General features: G+C 60.2%; 16 protein-coding genes. 8 read left to right on the plus strand and 8 right to left on the minus strand.

Features of this window, described 5'->3' with window-relative positions; all coding sequences use genetic code 11:
- Window positions 1–36: 36 nt before the first annotated feature.
- The 6 genes from ACMX25_RS00325 to mgrA all read right to left on the minus strand — a co-directional run bounded on the left by ACMX25_RS00325 (window position 37) and on the right by mgrA (window position 8,237).
- On the minus strand, window positions 37–837 hold the full coding sequence (locus tag ACMX25_RS00325) for an FAD binding domain-containing protein (RefSeq protein ID WP_414947595.1): 801 nt from the start codon (window positions 835–837) through the stop codon (window positions 37–39).
- Window positions 838–849: 12 nt separating this feature from the next.
- The gene (locus ACMX25_RS00330; protein WP_414947596.1) at window positions 850–3,270 is read right to left on the minus strand and encodes a xanthine dehydrogenase family protein molybdopterin-binding subunit; all 2,421 of its coding nucleotides are present in this window, start codon (window positions 3,268–3,270) and stop codon (window positions 850–852) included.
- Between the two features lie 84 nt (window positions 3,271–3,354).
- Complete coding sequence (locus ACMX25_RS00335; RefSeq protein ID WP_414947597.1) at window positions 3,355–3,831, minus strand: (2Fe-2S)-binding protein; 477 nt, start codon at window positions 3,829–3,831, stop codon at window positions 3,355–3,357.
- 263 nt (window positions 3,832–4,094) lie between these two features.
- Window positions 4,095–5,492: an amino acid permease gene (locus ACMX25_RS00340; RefSeq protein ID WP_414947598.1), complete on the minus strand. Its 1,398-nt coding sequence runs from the start codon at window positions 5,490–5,492 to the stop codon at window positions 4,095–4,097.
- Window positions 5,493–5,849: 357 nt separating this feature from the next.
- The gene (locus ACMX25_RS00345) at window positions 5,850–6,620 is read right to left on the minus strand and encodes a ferredoxin--NADP reductase (protein WP_089166527.1); all 771 of its coding nucleotides are present in this window, start codon (window positions 6,618–6,620) and stop codon (window positions 5,850–5,852) included.
- 573 nt (window positions 6,621–7,193) lie between these two features.
- Entirely contained in the window at window positions 7,194–8,237 is a 1,044-nt protein-coding gene (gene mgrA / locus ACMX25_RS00350) for an L-glyceraldehyde 3-phosphate reductase (RefSeq protein WP_414947599.1), read from the minus strand.
- Between the two features lie 251 nt (window positions 8,238–8,488).
- Here mgrA and ACMX25_RS00355 point away from each other — a divergent pair, with 251 nt between their 5' ends.
- Window positions 8,489–9,340: a mechanosensitive ion channel family protein gene (locus ACMX25_RS00355; protein WP_414947600.1), complete on the plus strand. Its 852-nt coding sequence runs from the start codon at window positions 8,489–8,491 to the stop codon at window positions 9,338–9,340.
- Window positions 9,341–9,370: 30 nt separating this feature from the next.
- The gene (locus ACMX25_RS00360; protein ID WP_414947601.1) at window positions 9,371–9,574 is read left to right on the plus strand and encodes a DUF3185 family protein; all 204 of its coding nucleotides are present in this window, start codon (window positions 9,371–9,373) and stop codon (window positions 9,572–9,574) included.
- 18 nt (window positions 9,575–9,592) lie between these two features.
- Here the strand turns inward: ACMX25_RS00360 and ACMX25_RS00365 are convergent, their stop codons facing one another.
- A complete protein-coding gene (locus tag ACMX25_RS00365) occupies window positions 9,593–10,357 on the minus strand; it encodes a phytanoyl-CoA dioxygenase family protein (protein WP_414947602.1) in 765 nt (254 codons plus the stop codon).
- Window positions 10,358–10,718: 361 nt separating this feature from the next.
- Here ACMX25_RS00365 and ACMX25_RS00370 point away from each other — a divergent pair, with 361 nt between their 5' ends.
- Window positions 10,719–11,078: a hypothetical protein gene (locus ACMX25_RS00370; protein ID WP_414947603.1), complete on the plus strand. Its 360-nt coding sequence runs from the start codon at window positions 10,719–10,721 to the stop codon at window positions 11,076–11,078.
- A gap of 184 nt (window positions 11,079–11,262) precedes the next feature.
- Here ACMX25_RS00370 and metK read toward each other — a convergent pair whose 3' ends face one another.
- Entirely contained in the window at window positions 11,263–12,450 is a 1,188-nt protein-coding gene (gene metK / locus ACMX25_RS00375; protein WP_414947604.1) for a methionine adenosyltransferase, read from the minus strand.
- Window positions 12,451–12,742: 292 nt separating this feature from the next.
- Here metK and ACMX25_RS00380 point away from each other — a divergent pair, with 292 nt between their 5' ends.
- The 5 genes from ACMX25_RS00380 (at window position 12,743) to ACMX25_RS00400 (ending at window position 17,702) form a co-directional block, all read left to right on the plus strand.
- The gene (locus ACMX25_RS00380; RefSeq protein WP_414947605.1) at window positions 12,743–13,627 is read left to right on the plus strand and encodes a lipid A biosynthesis lauroyl acyltransferase; all 885 of its coding nucleotides are present in this window, start codon (window positions 12,743–12,745) and stop codon (window positions 13,625–13,627) included.
- Between the two features lie 110 nt (window positions 13,628–13,737).
- Window positions 13,738–14,622, plus strand: a complete 885-nt coding sequence (gene dapF / locus ACMX25_RS00385) for a diaminopimelate epimerase (protein ID WP_414947606.1) — start codon at window positions 13,738–13,740, stop codon at window positions 14,620–14,622.
- A gap of 39 nt (window positions 14,623–14,661) precedes the next feature.
- Window positions 14,662–15,381, plus strand: a complete 720-nt coding sequence (locus ACMX25_RS00390; RefSeq protein ID WP_414947925.1) for a DUF484 family protein — start codon at window positions 14,662–14,664, stop codon at window positions 15,379–15,381.
- A 1-nt stretch (window position 15,382) separates the two neighbouring features.
- A complete protein-coding gene (xerC, locus tag ACMX25_RS00395; protein ID WP_414947608.1) occupies window positions 15,383–16,303 on the plus strand; it encodes a tyrosine recombinase XerC in 921 nt (306 codons plus the stop codon).
- A gap of 196 nt (window positions 16,304–16,499) precedes the next feature.
- Window positions 16,500–17,702 carry a class I SAM-dependent rRNA methyltransferase gene (locus ACMX25_RS00400; RefSeq protein ID WP_414947609.1) on the plus strand — a complete coding sequence of 401 codons (1,203 nt, stop codon included), beginning with the start codon at window positions 16,500–16,502 and terminating at the stop codon, window positions 17,700–17,702.
- Window positions 17,703–17,756: the final 54 nt, after the last annotated feature.

Genomic DNA, 17,756 nt, shown 5'->3' on the forward strand with positions numbered 1-17,756 from the left:
GCCCGTTCATCGGCGCGAGCAAAAAGAACTGAAACGCTAAAACGCATTGGCCCGCTCGACCGCCCTACCGGCAAGAATCGGGATCAAATGCGCCCGATACGCCGCGCTCGCGTGCATGTCCTCGTTGAGGGTATCGGCGGAAATCGATGTACTGCGCGCCGATGCAACCGAGAAATCCTTCGACAATGCGTCCTCAAGTGCCGATGCCCGAAACACCGACGCCGCCGCGCCCGTGATCGCCACGCGCACGCCGCCGTCATGCTTTGCAACGAACACGCCGACCAGCGCAAAGTGCGACGCAGGATTGCGAAACTTCTCGTACCCGGCGCGCTCGGCAATCGGAAACTCAACCGACGTAATCAGCTCATCAGGTTCCAACGCCGTCTCGTACATGCCGAGGAAAAAGTCATCGGCGGCGATACGCCTTCTATCCGTCACGATCGTCGCGTTCAACGCCAGGACAGCCGCCGGATAACACGCCGCCGGATCGTCGTTGGCAAGCGATCCGCCGATCGTTCCGCGCTCCCGAACCTGCCGGTCGCCAATATGGCCGGCAAGGTCAGCCAACCCCGGCAGCGCGCGCTGCACCTCCGGGTTCGCCGCAACCTGCGCATGACATACGGCGCCGCCAATCGTCACCCTGTCACCCGTCACGGTGATGTCCTTCATCGAACCGATACGCGTCACATCCACCAGCGCCGAGGGCTGCGCGAGCCGCAAGCGCATGGTCGGCAGCAAGCTCTGCCCGCCCGAGAGATATTTGGCGTCATCGTGTTGCTTGAGGAATGCCACCGCTGCGTCGGATTGATCCGGCCGTTGATAATCGAATGAGTACATGTCGAAGTCCTCTCAAGCGGGAGTCGAAGCGCCACGAGCGGCTGAAGCATCGGCGGCGGCATGCATTGCGGCCCACACGCGATGCGGCGTGGCAGGCATCTGCAGGTCGGTCACGCCGAGCGGCGAAAGTGCGTCGATGATCGCGTTGATCACCGCCGGCGGCGAACCGATCGCGCCCGCTTCGCCGCAGCCTTTCACGCCCAGCGGGTTATGCACGCACGGTGTACCCTTCGACGTTTCCACATCGAAATTCGGCAGGTCGGACGCGTGCGGCATGGCGTAGTCCATGAACGAGCCGGACATCAACTGGCCGCTTTCGTTGTCGTACACGGCGCGCTCCAGCATCGCCTGACCAATTCCCTGCCCGATCCCTCCATGCACCTGTCCTTCGACGATCATCGGATTGATGATGTTGCCGAAATCATCGACGGCGGTAAACTTCTGGATCCGCGTTTCGCCGGTGTCCTGATCGACTTCCACCTCGCACAAATACGCGCCCGATGGATACGTGAAGTTGCTCGGATCGTAGAACGCGTTTTCGTTGAGGCCGGGTTCGAGTTTGTCGAGCGGGAAGTTGTGCGGCACGTAAGCCGCCAGCGATACCTCCGCGAACGCCTTAGTCCGGTCGGTCCCCACCACGCGAAAAATCCCGTCCTTAAACTCGATATCTTCCGCCGATGCCTCCAGCAAATGCGCCGCGATTTTCTTGGCCTTGTCCTCGATCTTGTCTAGCGCCTTCATGATCGCCGAGCCGCCCACCGCGATAGACCGTGAGCCATACGTGCCCATGCCGAACGGAATCCTACCGGTGTCGCCGTGGACGATCTCGATGTTATCCATCGATACCCCCAGCCGGTCCGCCACCACTTGCGCGAAGGTGGTTTCGTGCCCTTGCCCGTGGCTATGCGAGCCGGTGAACACGGTGACCGAACCCGTGGGATGCACCCGGATTTCGCCGGCTTCGAACAAGCCCGCCCGCGCGCCCAACGCGCCCGCCAGATTCGACGGCGCCAGCCCGCACGCCTCGATATAGCAGGAATACCCAAGCCCGCGCAGCTTGCCGTTTTTCTTCGATTCCTCGCGCCGGGAAGGAAACCCATTTACGTCGGCGAGTTCCATTGCACGGTCGAGCAATGCCGAGTAATCGCCGGAATCGTAGGTCAGGCCAACCGGCGTGGCATACGGCCACGAACGGATGAAGTTGCGCCGCCGCAATTCCGCCGGATCGATGTTCATCTCGCGCGCCGCCGTCTCCACGATGCGCTCAAGCACATAGGTCGCTTCGGGACGTCCTGCGCCGCGGTAAGCATCGACGGGAACCGTGTTCGTGAAGACCGCCTTCACCTCGGCGTAGATCGCGGGCGTGGTGTACTGGCCGGCAAGCAGCGTGGCGTACAGGATGGTCGGAATCGCGGACGCGAACGTCGATAAATACGCGCCCATGTTCGCCGTCGTATGAACACGAAGGCCGAGGAACTTGCCGTCGGCGTCCATTGCGAGTTCGGCTTTAGTGACGTGATCGCGGCCGTGTGCATCGGAGAGAAATGCTTCCGAGCGCTCGCACGTCCACTTGATCGGCCGCCTGACTTTCTTCGATGCCCACGTCAACGCCACATCTTCCGCATAGAGATAAATCTTCGAGCCGAAACCGCCGCCCACATCGGGCGCAATGATCCTCAGTTTCGATTCCGGCAACGACAACACGAACGCCGCCATCAACAAACGCTCGACGTGCGGATTCTGGTTCGCGACGTACACCGTGTAGCTATCATCGGACTTCGAATAACTCGCGTTCACGGCGCGCGGTTCGATCGCGTTCGGCACCAGGCGCTGATTCACGATATCCAGCGTGGTCACGTGCGCGGCCTTCGCGAACGCGGCGTCGGTGGCGGTTTTATCGCCGTGGCCCCACGTGTAGCAGAGGTTGTTCGGCGCTTCATCGTGGACTTGCGGCTGGCCTGGATCGGCTGCGGTGGCGGTATCGACGCAAGCCGGCAGCACGTCGTAATCCACCTCGATCAACTCGAGCGCGTCCTTCGCTTCCTTCACCGATTCCGCCACGATCAACGCCACCTGATCGCCCACATGGCGCACTTTGGTATGCGCGATCACGGGATGCGGCGGCTCGTTCATCGGCTTTCCGTCGATGTTGTGAATCAGCCAGCCGCAAGGCAATCCGCCGACGCTCTCGCCGGCCATGTCGGCGCCGGCGAAGATCGCGACGACGCCGGGCGCTTCCTTGGCGGCGGTGATGTCGATGCTGCGGATCGTCGCGTGCGCGTAGGGCGAGCGCAGGAAGACGCCATAGGTTTGACGCGGGAGGACGACGTCGTCGGTGTACTGGCCGTTGCCCGTCAGGAAGCGATAGTCTTCCTTGCGTCGAACGGCGGCGCCAATCATGTGATGGGTATCGGGTGTCTCAGGGGCGTTCATCGCGGACTCCTGTTCAGGCGCGAATCTTCATCGGAAAGGTGAGTGCGGCTTCGTTACAGCTTTGGTTGAAGCGCGGACGGCAGCTCAGGGCGCGGCCTTCATGGCTTGGGCGCCCTGCACTATGGCTTTCACGATGTTGTGATACCCCGTACATCGGCAGAGATTGCCGTCGAGTTGTTCGCGGACATCGGCTTCGGAGAGATCGGGTTTTTGCGCGGCGAGGGAAGTCGCGCTCATTACCATGCCGGGCGTACAGAAGCCGCATTGGAGGCCGTGGCACTCCTTGAACGCCGCTTGCATGGGGTGGAGCTCGCCATCCTTTGCCATTCCTTCGATAGTCGTCACCGACGACCCGTCTGCCTGTACGGCGAGGATGTTGCACGACTTGATGGCGCGGCCATCCAGGTGGACTGTGCACGCGCCGCACTGAGCGGTGTCGCAGCCGATGTGCGTGCCCGTGAGACCCAACTCCTCACGGAGAAACTGGACTAGCGGGATATGAGGTTTGACGGTGGCGGTAACGGCTTTGCCGTTGACCGTCAGACTGATGCTGAGCGCCATGCTTCTATCTCCTTCGGGGGATGTTTCAGCCGAAGCTCACTCACCGTTTTTTCTTCACTGGCCTTGCGACTTCACGAGTGTGAGGGTCTGGCTGGGTTCGTGTTTATTGAATCTGGTAATTAGTAAAGCACAAAACGAAGATGGTCGCTATTGGGCTAAAGGCGGGTGGGGCGCGGGTTATCAAGACCTCCGAGAGCGCGAGCGTAAAAACGCCGCCTCAAAGGGCGGCGTAAGGCTTCTTAGCGAGGTTCAACCCGGGCGCGTCACACCTCCCCGCGCCCCAGTTTCGAATGCCGGCGTGAGTAGCCGAAATAAATCGCCAGCCCGATTGCCAGCCACGCCACGAACGCGATCCACGTCACGGCCTTCAGGTTCAGCATCAGGAACAGGCAAGCCGCGACCGCCAGCACCGGCACCACGGGCACGCCTGGGCAACGAAACGCACGCGGCAGATCCGGATGCGTACGACGCAGAATCAGCACGGCGATAGACACCATCGAAAACGCGGCCAGCGTGCCGATATTGATCAGTTCCGCCAGCACGTTGAGCGGCACGAGCGCACCGATCAGCCCGAAGAACAGGCCCACGAGCCACGTCGTGAAGAACGGCGTGCCGAACTTCGGATGCACGGTCGACAAACGCGCGGGCAACAAGCCATCGCGGGACATCGCGTAGATGATGCGCGTCTGACCGTAGCCCATCACCAGGATCACGGTCAGCATGCCAAGCACCGCGCCCAAATCGATGAAACCCGCCACCCAGTTTTGCCCCACGACCTGCAGCGCGTACGACACCGGATGCGAAACATTTGCGAACTGCGCCGCCGGGACAATGCCGGTCACCACCGCCGCCACCGCCACATAAAGCACGGCGCAAACCGCCAGCGACGAAATAATCCCGATCGGCAAATCGCGTCTCGGATTCTTCACTTCTTCCGCCGCCGACGACACCGAGTCGAAGCCGATAAACGCAAAGAACATCACGGCCGCCGCGCCAAACACGCCATGCCAGCCGTTAGGCATGAACGGGTGCCAGTTGGCCGGCGTGACGTGGAACACGCCGACGCCGATCACCATCAGCACGACCGCCACCTTGATCGCGACCATGATGTTGTTCACGCGTGCCGATTCCTTGATACCAATCGACAGCAGCGACGTGATCACCATCATCACGAGAAACGCGGGAAGGTTGAACAGCGTGAAATGTCCGGGCACGGCGCCGGGCGCCGCGGTGAGAACCGTGGGCAACGAGATGCCGAAGCCTGACAGCAGCGACTGCAAATAGCCCGACCAGCCAACCGATACGGCAGACGTCGCCAGCCCGTATTCGAGCATCAAATCCCACCCGATGACCCACGCAGCTAGTTCGCCGAGCGTGGCATACGAATACGTATAGATAGATCCGGCGACGGGAATTGTCGATGCAAATTCCGCGTACGCGAGCGCCGCGAGAGCGCATGCGATGGCCGCCAAAATAAACGACACCATCAGCGCCGGTCCGGCTTGCACCGCGCCGGTCCCGGTCAGCACGAAAATCCCCGTGCCGATAATCGCGCCAACACCCAGAAACGTCAGATCGAGCGCCCCCAGCGTTTTTTTGAGTCCGGCGCGTTGCGCCCCGGCGAGCATGTGCTCGATGCTTTTCTTGCGGAACAGGGACATGAACGGGTGACTCCTCAAACCTCGGGCGCAATGCGCCAAATCGATTGGAAAACCCGCGATTTTATCGGATTGAGGAGGTGAAGCGCCGCAAAACGTTGCACACAATTGATTTTTGACTTCCCGGTGTCAGCGTAAATTTCTAAAAATCGTTCGAAAATTGCTTAATGGCGCTAATTTGAGATGAGATCGGCTTTCCTCAACTCAACCAATAGTAAAAGCCGCTCATTAGGGCTTCTCATCGCAATGCGGAGTTGCATATCGCGATTGGTTTAAAGCACGGCCCAAATGAAAAAACCGAAGCACAAAGGCTTCGGTTTTCGTTTCCAGCGCGCCGCGGCAAGGCAGCACCCGCCAAGCTCAACCCACGAAGGCCTTCTCCACGACGTAATGTCCCGGATGATTGTTGCTGCCTTCCTGGAAGCCCATTTCATCGAGAAGCTGACGCGTGTCGCGCAGCATGTGCGGGCTGCCGCAAAGCATGACGCGGTCGTTTTCCACCGAGAACGGCGCTACGTCCAGATCGGCGAACAGTTTCTTCGTTTCGATCAGGTCCGTAATCCGGCCGCGATTGGCGAACTCTTCACGGGTAACCGTCGGGTAATACACCAGCTTTTCCTGGATTAGCTCGCCCAGATGCTCGTGCGCCGGAAGATGCTCGGTGATGAAATCCTTGTACGCGAGTTCATCGACGAAACGGCAGGTATGCGTGAGAACGATCTTGTCGAAACGATCGTAGACGTCCGGGTCCTTGATGATCGACATGAACGGCGCCAGGCCCGTACCCGTCGACAACAGCCACAGCGTCTTGCCCGGCAGGAGGTTATCGGCGACCAGCGTACCCACCGGTTTCTTGCCGATCAGCACCGGATCGCCGACCTTCAAATGCTGAAGACGCGATGTGAGCGGACCGTCCTGCACCTTGATGCTGAGAAACTCGAGATGCTCTTCGTAATTCGCGCTCGCGAGGCTATAAGCGCGGAGCAGCGGCTTGCCATCGACTTCGAGGCCGACCATGGTGAACTGGCCGTTTTCGAAACGGAACGCGGAATCGCGCGTGCAAGTGAAGCTGAACAGCGTGTCGGTCCAGTGATGGACGCTAAGAACGGTTTGAGGATTAAGGTTGCTCATGGCTTCATGGATAGTGCGGAATCAGGGCGGCGCAGTAGTGCGTTCCGGCGGCCGTTGTTGCTTGATAACTCGGGCTCGATTCCGGCGACAACACATAGAAGGCGCAACGAAAGCAATGTGTGATGCTAAAGCGGAATTTCTGGCGATATACGCAAACCGGGGCGATTGCTTCGAAGACCCGAACGTTCCGCCGAATGTCGAATCTACTGCATTCCCCGCTTGCGTCACGCGTAATCCGCTATTTTACCGCACACGCGATTTCCGGGTTTAGGGCGCTTTCTTTCCGCGCGTAGCACTGGAACGGCCGATGGAGGAAACCCTCAGGCGGACATAGAGCAAGGAAGCAAGCGTTCCGGAGTCCGCATGATAGCAACCCGTGCGCGCAGCAAGGCAAAGGCCCTGCTGCCGTCAGGCTGGTATAGGCGAAACGGAAAGGAAGGTGGCGCTGATCAGCCGGTTTTGCACCGGCCGTGAGTATCGAAGCAACGATTCGGCTTCGGCTTCGGCTTCGGCTTCGATCAATAGTCAGGGAACGCAGCGATAACCGCGTCCCCCATGCTTATCGATACAGCTTTAAATCCGCTGATCCGTCGATGGCTTTTCCCACAGGTTGATCCCGCCTTCGGTCGCGTGCTGATCGATTTCGGCGAGTTCTTCCTTCGAAAACTCCAGGTTTTTCAACGCGCCGACGTTCTCCGTCACTTGTTCCGGACGGCTCGCACCGATCAGCACCGATGTCACGCGCCCGCCGCGCAACGCCCACGCCAGCGCCATTTGCGCGAGGCTCTGACCGCGCCGTTGCGCGAGTTCATTAAGCTTGCGCACGTGCTCGATATTCTTCCCGCTCAAATGCTCCTGCTTCAGCGACCCGCCGCCCGGCTTGTTGACGCGCGCATCGGCCGGAATGCCGTTCAGATACTTGCCCGTCAGCAGCCCTTGCGCCAATGGCGTGAACGCGATACTGCCAGCGCCCACGTCATCGAGCGTATCGAGCAGATCTTCTTCGATCCATCGGTTCAGCATGTTGTACGACGGCTGATGAATCAGCAGCGGCACTTTATGCTCGCCCAGCAGCTTTGCCATCTCGCGCGTTTTAGCCGACGAATACGACGAAATACCCACGTACAGCGCCTTGCCTGAATGCACGGCGGTCGCCAGAGCACCGGCGGTTTCTTCGAGCGGCGTGTCGGCATCGAAACGATGCGAATAGAAGATGTCGACGTAATCCAGCCCCATGCGCTGCAGGCTCTGATCCAACGATGCCAGCACGTACTTGCGCGAGCCGCCGCCCTGGCCGTAGGGGCCCGGCCACATGTCCCATCCCGCCTTCGACGAAATCAGCAATTCGTCACGATACGGCCGGAAATCGTCCTTGAACAAGCGTCCGAAGTTCGTTTCCGCGCTGCCGTACGGCGGGCCGTAGTTGTTCGCGAGATCGAAGTGCGTAATGCCGAGATCGAACGCGGTGCGCAGGATGTCGCGCTGCGTGGAGATCGGCGTGGTGTCGCCGAAGTTGTGCCAAAGACCCAGCGACAACGCCGGCAACTTCAGGCCGCTCTTGCCGCAGGTGCGGTAAGTCATCTCTGAATAGCGTTCGGAAGCTGCTTCGTAAGCCATGACGGAATCCTCGAATTGGTGAAGGGACAAAATGGGGTGTGCGAGCACAGGCAAGCAACAATCGCGCGGTTCATGTCGTCTGACGTGCGCCGAGTCCGTCATGGTAGCGAATCGCGCGGACTTGCGTCGACCTTGACCTGAAACACTTCAAGGCTATCCCGATTTTCGGGACATGGCCAAATGCCCAGCAAGGGGAACGATTAGGGGCCGGAGCCAGCCCAACCCTGTTCATTCGAATGAGGAGAAGTTTCATGGACCCGCTGGACAAACTACGCCCTGCCTACGATTTTCTACTGACAGCAGGCGTAACGTACGGATTCAACGTATTGATGGCCGTCGTGATTTTGCTGGTCGGCTGGTGGGTATCGAACCGCGTGGCAAACGCGGTGAAACGCGCGCTCGGCCGCACGAACGCTGACGCCACCTTCACGCCCGTCATGGCGAGCCTCGTGCAATGGGCGATCCGGGTGGTCGCCATTGTCGCGGCGCTGGGCAAATTCGGCGTGGCGGCGGCCAGCATCCTGACCGTGCTCGGCGCGGCCGGACTGGCTATCGGCCTGGCGTTGCAAGGCACGTTGCAGAATATTGCAGCCGGTTTGATGCTGTTACTGCTACGGCCGTTCAAGGTCGGGGACTACATTGAAGGCGCCGGCGCGACGGCTGGAACCGTTAACGAAATCGGCCTGTTCACCACTCGTCTGACGAAAAGCGACGGTGTCATCATGTTCGTGCCGAACAGCACGATCTGGGCGAATCCGGTCACCAACTTCACCGCGAACGACCGTCGTCGCGTGGTGCTGAACGTGGTTATTCCGGAGGATCAAAATATCGAAGAGTCGCTGGCGTCGCTGCATCGGATTGTGGAAACCGATCCGCGCATCATCAACGACGAGAAGACCAAACCGTGGATTGCTGTGTCGGAATACACCGATACCGGCGTGAAGCTCAATGTTGGCGCCTGGACGAACCGCACCGATTACGCGAACGTGCAAGCCGACTTGCTGCGCCAGATCAAGCCGGGGATCAAGCCAGCGCCGAATCCAACGCCACCCGAGCCTCAAGAAGCTGCCGCGGCGCTGGACTCATCGGCCAAGGCCCAATAAGCTGGGCGCCCGCACATTGACGAGATTTTCATGACCAAGGCGATATCCATTGCACTGATCGCAGGCGGCATCGTGCTGCTGTATTTCGGCGGCCAGTCGTACCATTCGCTGGGCAACGACGTTTCGCGTTTCTTCACCGGCGCGCCGACCAACAAGACGATCTGGCTGATCGCAGCAGGCGCGGTTGCCATGCTGGCCGGGTTGATCGGGCTGGCGATCCCGGCCAAACGCTGATGCGTTCAGGCGCAGGCGTCAAATAAGCGGCACGTCTTGCATCGACGCCGACCGTGTTCCCGGCAACGGCAAGTTGCTGGCGCCACGGTAGGTGTAGACCAGCGAGAATTTCACTTGATCCGTGAGATTCTTGCCGGCCGAATGCAGCGTGTTGCAGTGGAAGAAGACGACGTCCCCGGCATTCAGTTTCGGCGATACCGCGCTGCGAATCAGCACTTCGTTCTCGGGAAGATCGGAACGGAAGAACTTGGCGTTATCGAAACGTTCGGACGTGAATGGCAACTTGTGCGACATCGGCACGAACCACAATGCGCCGTTCTCGACCGTCTCGTTACCGAGCGCCACCCACGCCGACACGAGATCATCCCGCTCGAAGTTCCAGTAACGCACATCGCGATGCCAGCCGGTCAGGCTGCCGTAAGCCGGGTGCTTCGTCATCACGCAGTTGTGGTGAGCGCGCGAAAGCGTCGGTGCCTCGCCGAAATACACTTCCATCCAGCCACGCACGTCGGGCGACGTAGCCCAAGCGGCGAAGCGTGGATCGCGCCCGTATGCATCGAGCAAGCGCCGCACGGTATGCCCGCCGGGCGCGTCTTTTGAATTCGGCGCGCCGGGATATTGCAGGTCGGCTTCAAACTCCACCGGCGCTGCCGCTTCCACCAATTGCTGCTTCGCCACGTTGCGCATGGCTTCGCAGCGCTCCGGCGAGACCAGGCCGGGCACCACCACGTAGCCGTTCTCACGCAGCTCGCGGACTTGTTCCATCTTCGATTGATTCGGCATATCGACTCACAGGGAAAGCGTCTGGCCGGCTGGCTTCATCGTGCTGCAAGAGAGCCGGCTAATTAGGGCGAATACATCGATTGTAAATCGCCCGGGGCGTCCGGCGCTCCGTCCTGCGGGTTCTGGCCGTCGAACATCCGTGCGGGAAAATGCCGACTTCCGGCAGTAACAATTCTTCTATAACCTGCCGTCGTGCATTGAGAGAGCCCATCGAAAATTCCGCTCGATGAAAATCTATTAAATAAGTGCGCGCTTCAAGTTCGCAACTTTTATTGTGTTCAATCGATCAAACTATTGAACGCTTTTTTTGATCCGACTAATGTCGGGTTGCAGCCATTGCGAACCCGAGCCTGTGAAATCCATGAATATCCGTTTCACGAATCGTCTTACCCGTGCCGCCGTCCGTGCTGCACGTCCCGCCGGCCGCAGCGTTGTTCGGGCCTTACGCCATCATTCCGCGCGCACCCAGTTGCTCGCAGGACAATTCAGGAATACCCATCCCGTCAATGGCATTCGTTCCTGGTTTCACGGATTTTTTTCAAATCTGCGATTAAGGGCGGCATCGCGTCAGGCCGCATTTAAAGCGTTATTGCGAAAACCAACGCAATTACGCGCACCCGTGGCTAAATTGAAATTGGCACCCGGTGTAATTAATACGACGAGTCGTCGTCCGCGAAGGCTTTCGACCAGCAACGAATGGTTTGCATTTGGTGCACGCTGATTATTTCTGAAGACGCCTGGTCTGGATTCGCTCGCGCGTGCGTGCGCGGTTTTGCCGCTGTGATCGCGAGATGAAGCAGCGTGCGCTGCCAGCGGACAGGTCGGCGTCAACCGCAACAATAAAAAAAGCCCGCTGAGCGTGATGCTCAGCGGGCTTTTTACATACTCAAGCTCAAACTAGACGTTCAGGCTGTTTCAACAACCGGTTCTGTGCCGGCGGCTTCTGCCAGCAACAGCGCTTTGTCCGTGGCTTCCCACGAGAATTCCGGCTCTTCACGGCCAAAGTGACCATACGCCGCAGACTTCTCATAGATAGGACGCAGCAGGTCGAGCATCTGGATGATGCCCTTCGGACGCAGGTCGAAATGCTCGAGGACGAGCTCCTGGATCCTTGCATCCGACACGCGGCCCGTGCCGAACGTGTTGACCATGACCGAAGTCGGACGCGCCACGCCAATTGCGTAGGACACCTGGATCAGGCAGCGCGAAGCCAGTCCTGCCGCGACAATGTTCTTCGCGACATAACGGCCGGCATACGCTGCCGAGCGATCAACCTTAGACGGGTCTTTGCCCGAGAACGCGCCGCCGCCGTGAGGCGCTGCACCACCGTATGTATCGACAATGATCTTGCGACCCGTCAATCCGCAATCGCCTTGCGGACCGCCGATCACGAAACGACCGGTCGGATTCACCAGGAACTTGATGTCGCCCTTGATCAGATCGGCCGGCAGGACCGGCTTGATGATCTCTTCGATCACGGCTTCACGCAGCGCCTTCAGTTCGATTTCCGGTGCATGTTGCGTGGAGAGCACGACAGTGTCGATGCTATGCGCCTTGCCATCGACATAACGCACGGTCACCTGGGACTTCGCGTCCGGACGCAGCCAGTTCAGGCGGCCATCGCGACGCAGATTCGCCTGACGCTCAACCAAACGGTGCGCGAGGTGAATAGGCAACGGCATGAGTTCGGGCGTTTCGTCGCATGCGTAGCCGAACATCAGGCCTTGGTCGCCTGCGCCCTGATCAAGGTTGTCGTCATGAGCGGCGTCCACGCCTTGCGCAATGTCGCGCGACTGCTTGTCATACGCGACGAGCACCGCGCAACCGCGATAGTCGATGCCGTATTCCGTATTGTCGTAGCCGATGCGCTTGATGGTGTCCCGCGCGACCTGGATGTAGTCGACGTTCGCCTGCGTGGTGATTTCACCCGCCAACACGACAAGACCCGTGTTGCAAAGGGTTTCGGCCGCGACGCGCGAATACTTGTCCTGCGCCAGGATGGCGTCGAGGATGGCGTCGGAGATCTGGTCGGCTACCTTGTCCGGGTGGCCTTCGGAGACGGATTCAGAGGTAAAGAAATAATCGTTTGACACGCTTCAGACTCCATTTGAGTACGGGTAAGTTGCTCACGTAGCCGACTTCGTCTGGAGTCTGAAGCGGCGACGCTTTAGCGGAAAACATGGTCCGGATAGCGCCGTAAACGCTATCCAGCTTCGCCCCGCAAGTTGTCCATTAACTCGGCGAAGGTTTTATTATAGCGGCTTCTCACTTTTGTCACAGAGCCGAACGTTTGCTGCCATCCCAGAAATACCCTCACCCGCGTCATGCCCGGAACGCTCCCGGGCAGAGTCGAAACCCCGTTTTCCTGACCCATGGGAGCGTCACATGTTAGGTCGCATTGGCGTCGCCCTCGCAGTGGGCTTCCTGAAACTGCTCGCCCTCATTCCCTACGGCATCACCGCACGTTTCGGCGATGGCCTCGGATGGCTGCTTTATCAGATTCCAAGCCACCGCAAACGGATCGTACATATCAATCTCGGCCTGTGTTTCCCCGAGTGGACGCCTGAGCGCCGGGAAGAAGTCGCCCAGAAGCATTTCCGGCACGCGATCCGCAGTTACGTGGAGCGCAGCGTGCAATGGTTCGGCTCGGCGGAAAAGCTCGCCAAGCTGATCGAGGTGGACAGCGAAGTGGATCTCCTCGATCCCGACATGCCGCCCACGTTGTTGCTCGGTTTCCACTTCGTCGCAATCGAGGCGGCTTCGGTGTGGATCAACTACTCGCTGCACAGGACCTGCGGATCGCTGTATCAGCCGATGTCGAACAAAGCGCTCGACGACATCGCGAAGAAACAACGCGGCCGTTTCGACGCCGAAATGGCGAGCCGCGCGGACAGCGCGCGGATCGTGCTGCGCTGGCTGCGGGACCGCAAGCCCGTCATGCTTGGCGCCGATATGGACTACGGCATGCGCAATTCCACCTTCGTGCCGTTTTTCGGCGTGCAAGCCTGCACGCTGACCGCGGTCGGCCGTCTCGCCAAGACCGGGCATGCGCAAATCATGCCGTTCGTGGGCGAAGTGCTGCCGAACTACAAGGGTTACCGCCTGCGGGTATTCAAACCCTGGGAAAACTACCCGACCGGCGACGACGCAGCCGACGCCCGCCGCATGAACGCGTTCCTTGAGGATCAGGTCCGGCTGATACCGGAGCAGTATTACTGGGTGCACAAGCGCTTCAAGACGCGACCGCCGGGCGAACCGGGCTTCTATTGACCGGCTGATACCAGTCTGCGGGAAACAATGGGCAATTGCAGTACAAGTTCGGGGTCATCGGCCATTTGGTCTAGTGCATGCCCTTGCTGCGCGTCACTTACAATAGCGGCATGAAACTCGAATTCACCAAAATGCACGGCGCGGGCAACGACTTTGTCGTGCTCGACGGCTATTCCAAACCACTCTCGCTGAGCGGAGCGCAAGTGCGCGCGCTCGCGGATCGGCATTTCGGCGTCGGCGCGGATCAATTGCTGCTGGTCGAGAAACCGGACATCGACGGCGTTGATTTCAAATATCGCATCTTCAATTGCGACGGCGGCGAAGTGGAGCATTGCGGTAATGGCGCGCGCTGCTTTGTGAAGTTCGTGCGCGACCGGGGCCTCACCAGCAAGACAAGCGTTCGAGTACAGGTACATCAAGGCGTGATCGTGCTGACCATGCAGGAGAACGGCGACGTGGTGGCGGACATGGGCCGTCCGGAGTTCGAACCCGCCTTGGTTCCCTTCAACCCGGAAGGTTTGCAAGGACGCTCCGAAGGCGCCGACACGCTCTGGCCGCTCGACGTTCAAGCAGAAACCCGCTGGGTTTCGGTGGTGTCGATGGGAAATCCGCACGCCGTACAGATCGTGGCCGACGTGGAAAACGCGCCGGTATTGATCGAAGGGCCGGTGATCGAACATCACGCGCGCTTTCCTAACCGAGTGAACGCCGGATTCATGCAGATCGTGAACCGCAACGCGGTCAAGCTGCGTGTTTTCGAACGCGGCGCCGGCGAAACGTTGGCATGCGGCACCGGTGCATGCGCAGCGGTCGCTGCCGGTATCCGGCGCGGTCTGCTCGACTCGCCTGTGCAGGTCGAGACCCACGGCGGCACGCTGACCATCACCTGGGCTGGCGCGCGCAACGCCGAGGCGCCGCTCTTTATGGCCGGCCCCGCCACCACCGTATTCGAAGGCGAGATCGAGCTTGATCCCACACTTGCGAATGCTGAATAAAGCCGACTGACCGTCAGGAACCCGATGCTGCCCGATACCATGAACGAACGCGAAGTCGCCGATTACCTGATTGCGAATCCTGATTTCTTTGCCGAACACGCCGAGTTGCTCGGCACGATCCGGCTGTCCAATCCGCATGGCAAGTCGGCGGTGTCGCTGCAAGAGCGCCAGATGCAAATGCTGCGCGACAAGAACAAGCAGATCGAACGCCGGCTGGCCGAATTGCTTCGTTACGGACATGAGAACGACAGCATCGCCGCGAAGTTTCATCGATGGACAATTCGCGTAATGTCCGAGCGCGATCCCCATGCGTTGCCGAAAACCATTCCCGCTGGCCTGTGTGAAATTTTCGAGGTGCCACAAGCCGCGCTGCGGGTGTGGGATGTCGCCGAGCCCTACGCGCAAGCCGAATTTGCAAGGACCACGAGCGAGGAAGTCCGCTCCTTCACGAGCGGTCTGACTACGCCGTATTGCGGGCCGAATACCGGCTTCGAGGCCGCTCAGTGGCTGACATCGGCGAGTTCGGTCTCGGTGGCATCGGCTACAACGGATGGTGTCGTCGATACCGCCAACACCACGGAATCCATCGCCCTGCTCGCGCTGCGTGACCCGTCGGCCGGCCCCGAAGCGCCTGCATTCGGCTTGCTGGTCATGGGTTCGCCCGATCCGCGCCGGTTCCACGAAGGCATGGCGACCGACTTCCTGACGCAAATCGGCACGCTCGCCAGCGCCGCGCTCAGCCGCTTGCTGCCCCACTAACATGACCGACGATCCGGTAACCGCCTATCTTTCGATGCTCGAGCACGAGCGACGGTTATCGGATCACACGCTGCGCGGTTATACGCACGAACTCGACGAACTGAAGAAGCTGGCGAACGGCCGGGCGCTGGAGTCGCTGACCGCCACCGACATGCGGGGCGCTGTAGCCCGCGCTCACGGCGGCGGATTGTCGGCGCGCTCAATTGCGCATCGGTTATCGGCGTGGCGGGCGTTTTATCGGTGGCTTGCCGAGCAGGTTGAAATGCAAGCCAATCCGGTCGCGACCGTGCGCGCGCCGAAACGCGCGAAGTCCTTGCCCAAGGCGCTTTCCGTCGATGACGCCAACGCACTGATGGAAGCGCCTCAAGGCGATACACCCGAAGCGCTGCGGGACCACGCCATCCTCGAATTGTTCTATTCGTCCGGCTTGCGGCTCGCCGAACTGGTCGGGTTGGACGTGCATTTTGTGCAATCCGAAGGGCATTTGTCGGCGGGATGGCTTGACCTCGCCAGCACCGAAGTCAATGTGCTCGGCAAGGGAAACCGGCGGCGGTCCGTGCCCGTGGGCAGCAAGGCGATCACCGCGCTGCGTGCGTGGATCGAAGTGCGCGGGCAATTTGTGAAAGACGATCCCCACGCGCTGTTTCTGTCTGTGCGTGGCAATCGGATGTCGCCGAATGTGGTCCGTGATCGGGTGAAACGCATGGCGTTGCTGGCCGGCGTGCCGTCGAATGTGCATCCGCACGTCTTGCGGCATTCGTTCGCCACGCACGTGCTGCAATCCAGCGGCGACCTTCGGGCCGTGCAGGAACTGCTCGGCCACGCGAGTATTGCGGCCACGCAGGTTTATACATCGCTCGATTTCCAGCATCTGGCCCGCGTGTACGACCAGACGCATCCGCGCGCAAAAAAACGCGACTAACCTGGCATTTGGCGGCAAGCAACAAGATGTCGGCGCGGCGCCGCGCCCAAAAACGCGGCCCACTCACCGCGAAACTAACATAACCGACGGACCCACCCGATTCTCCCGCTGCCAATAGAAACAGACACAAAACGCGGCCCGAACCTGCACCGGCGTTCACTCCGACGTTCAGTCAGCGCTTTCACCGAAGACCCGAATGAACATCATTACGCTGAAAGCGGCGAACGAAAAGTCGCTTGCGCGCCGCCATCCGTGGATCTATTCAAATGCGATCGAGCACGTGGAAGGTAAGCCCGCGCCCGGTGCAACCGTGCTGATCCGCGCCCACGATGGCCGGTTTCTGGCGCGTGCGTCGTACAGCCCGATCTCGCAGATTCGCGCCCGCGTCTGGAGTTTCGACGAGAGCGAGCCCATCGATCACGCGTTTTTCAAGCGCCGTGTACAGCGGGCAATCGCGCACCGGCAAACAATGGTGCGCGACACAGGCGCCACGCGGCTGATTTTCGGCGAGGCGGACGGGCTGCCGGGCTTGATCGTCGATTACTACGTCGCGGACGATGAAAGTCAACGTGGCCAGTTGGTCTGCCAGTTCATGGCGACGGGCGTGGAACACTGGAAAGAGGCGATCGTGCAAGCGCTGATCGGCGCAACCGGCTGTCCGAACGTCTATGAACGCTCCGACGTGTCGATCCGTCAGAAGGAAGGGCTCGAACAGATCACCGGCGTGCTGGCCGGCGATCCGCCCCCAGCCACCCTGATCGCGAATGAAGGCGGCGTGCGGTATCACATCGACGTCGAACGGGGCCATAAGACGGGTTTTTACATCGATCAACGCGACAATCGCGCGCTCGTGCGCCAATACGCCGACGGCCGCGACGTCCTAAACTGCTTCTGCTACACCGGCGGTTTTTCGCTGGCGGCGCTGAAAGGCGGCGCAAAACGCGTGGTATCGATCGACTCCTCCGGTGACGCGCTGGCGCTCGCCCAGCAAAACGTCACGGCAAACGGTTTCGATCCGCAACGCGCCGAATGGCTCGACGCCGACGCGTTCAAGACCTTGCGCCGCTTGCATGAGGGAGGCGACCGCTTTGACCTGATCGTGCTCGATCCGCCCAAGTTCGCGCCGTCGCGAGAACACGTGGACCGCGCCGCGCGTGCGTACAAGGACATCAACCTGACCGCCTTCAAACTGTTGCGCCCGGGCGGCTTGCTGTTCACCTATTCGTGCTCGGGCGCAATCGACGCCGATCTGTTCCAGAAGATCGTTGCGGGCGCCGCGGCCGACGCGAAAGTTGACGCGCGTATCCTGAAGCGCCTTGGCACAGGCATCGATCACCCGCTTTTAACCGCGTTTCCCGAAGGGGAATACCTGAAAGGCCTATTGTTGCAAATCGCGTGATCGCCCATAGTTGAACGCTTCGGACGGCGCGCGTTCAAGGGGGCACAGAGGAGC

This window comes from Caballeronia eucalypticola (assembly GCF_047608185.1).
Taxonomy (GTDB): domain Bacteria; phylum Pseudomonadota; class Gammaproteobacteria; order Burkholderiales; family Burkholderiaceae; genus Caballeronia.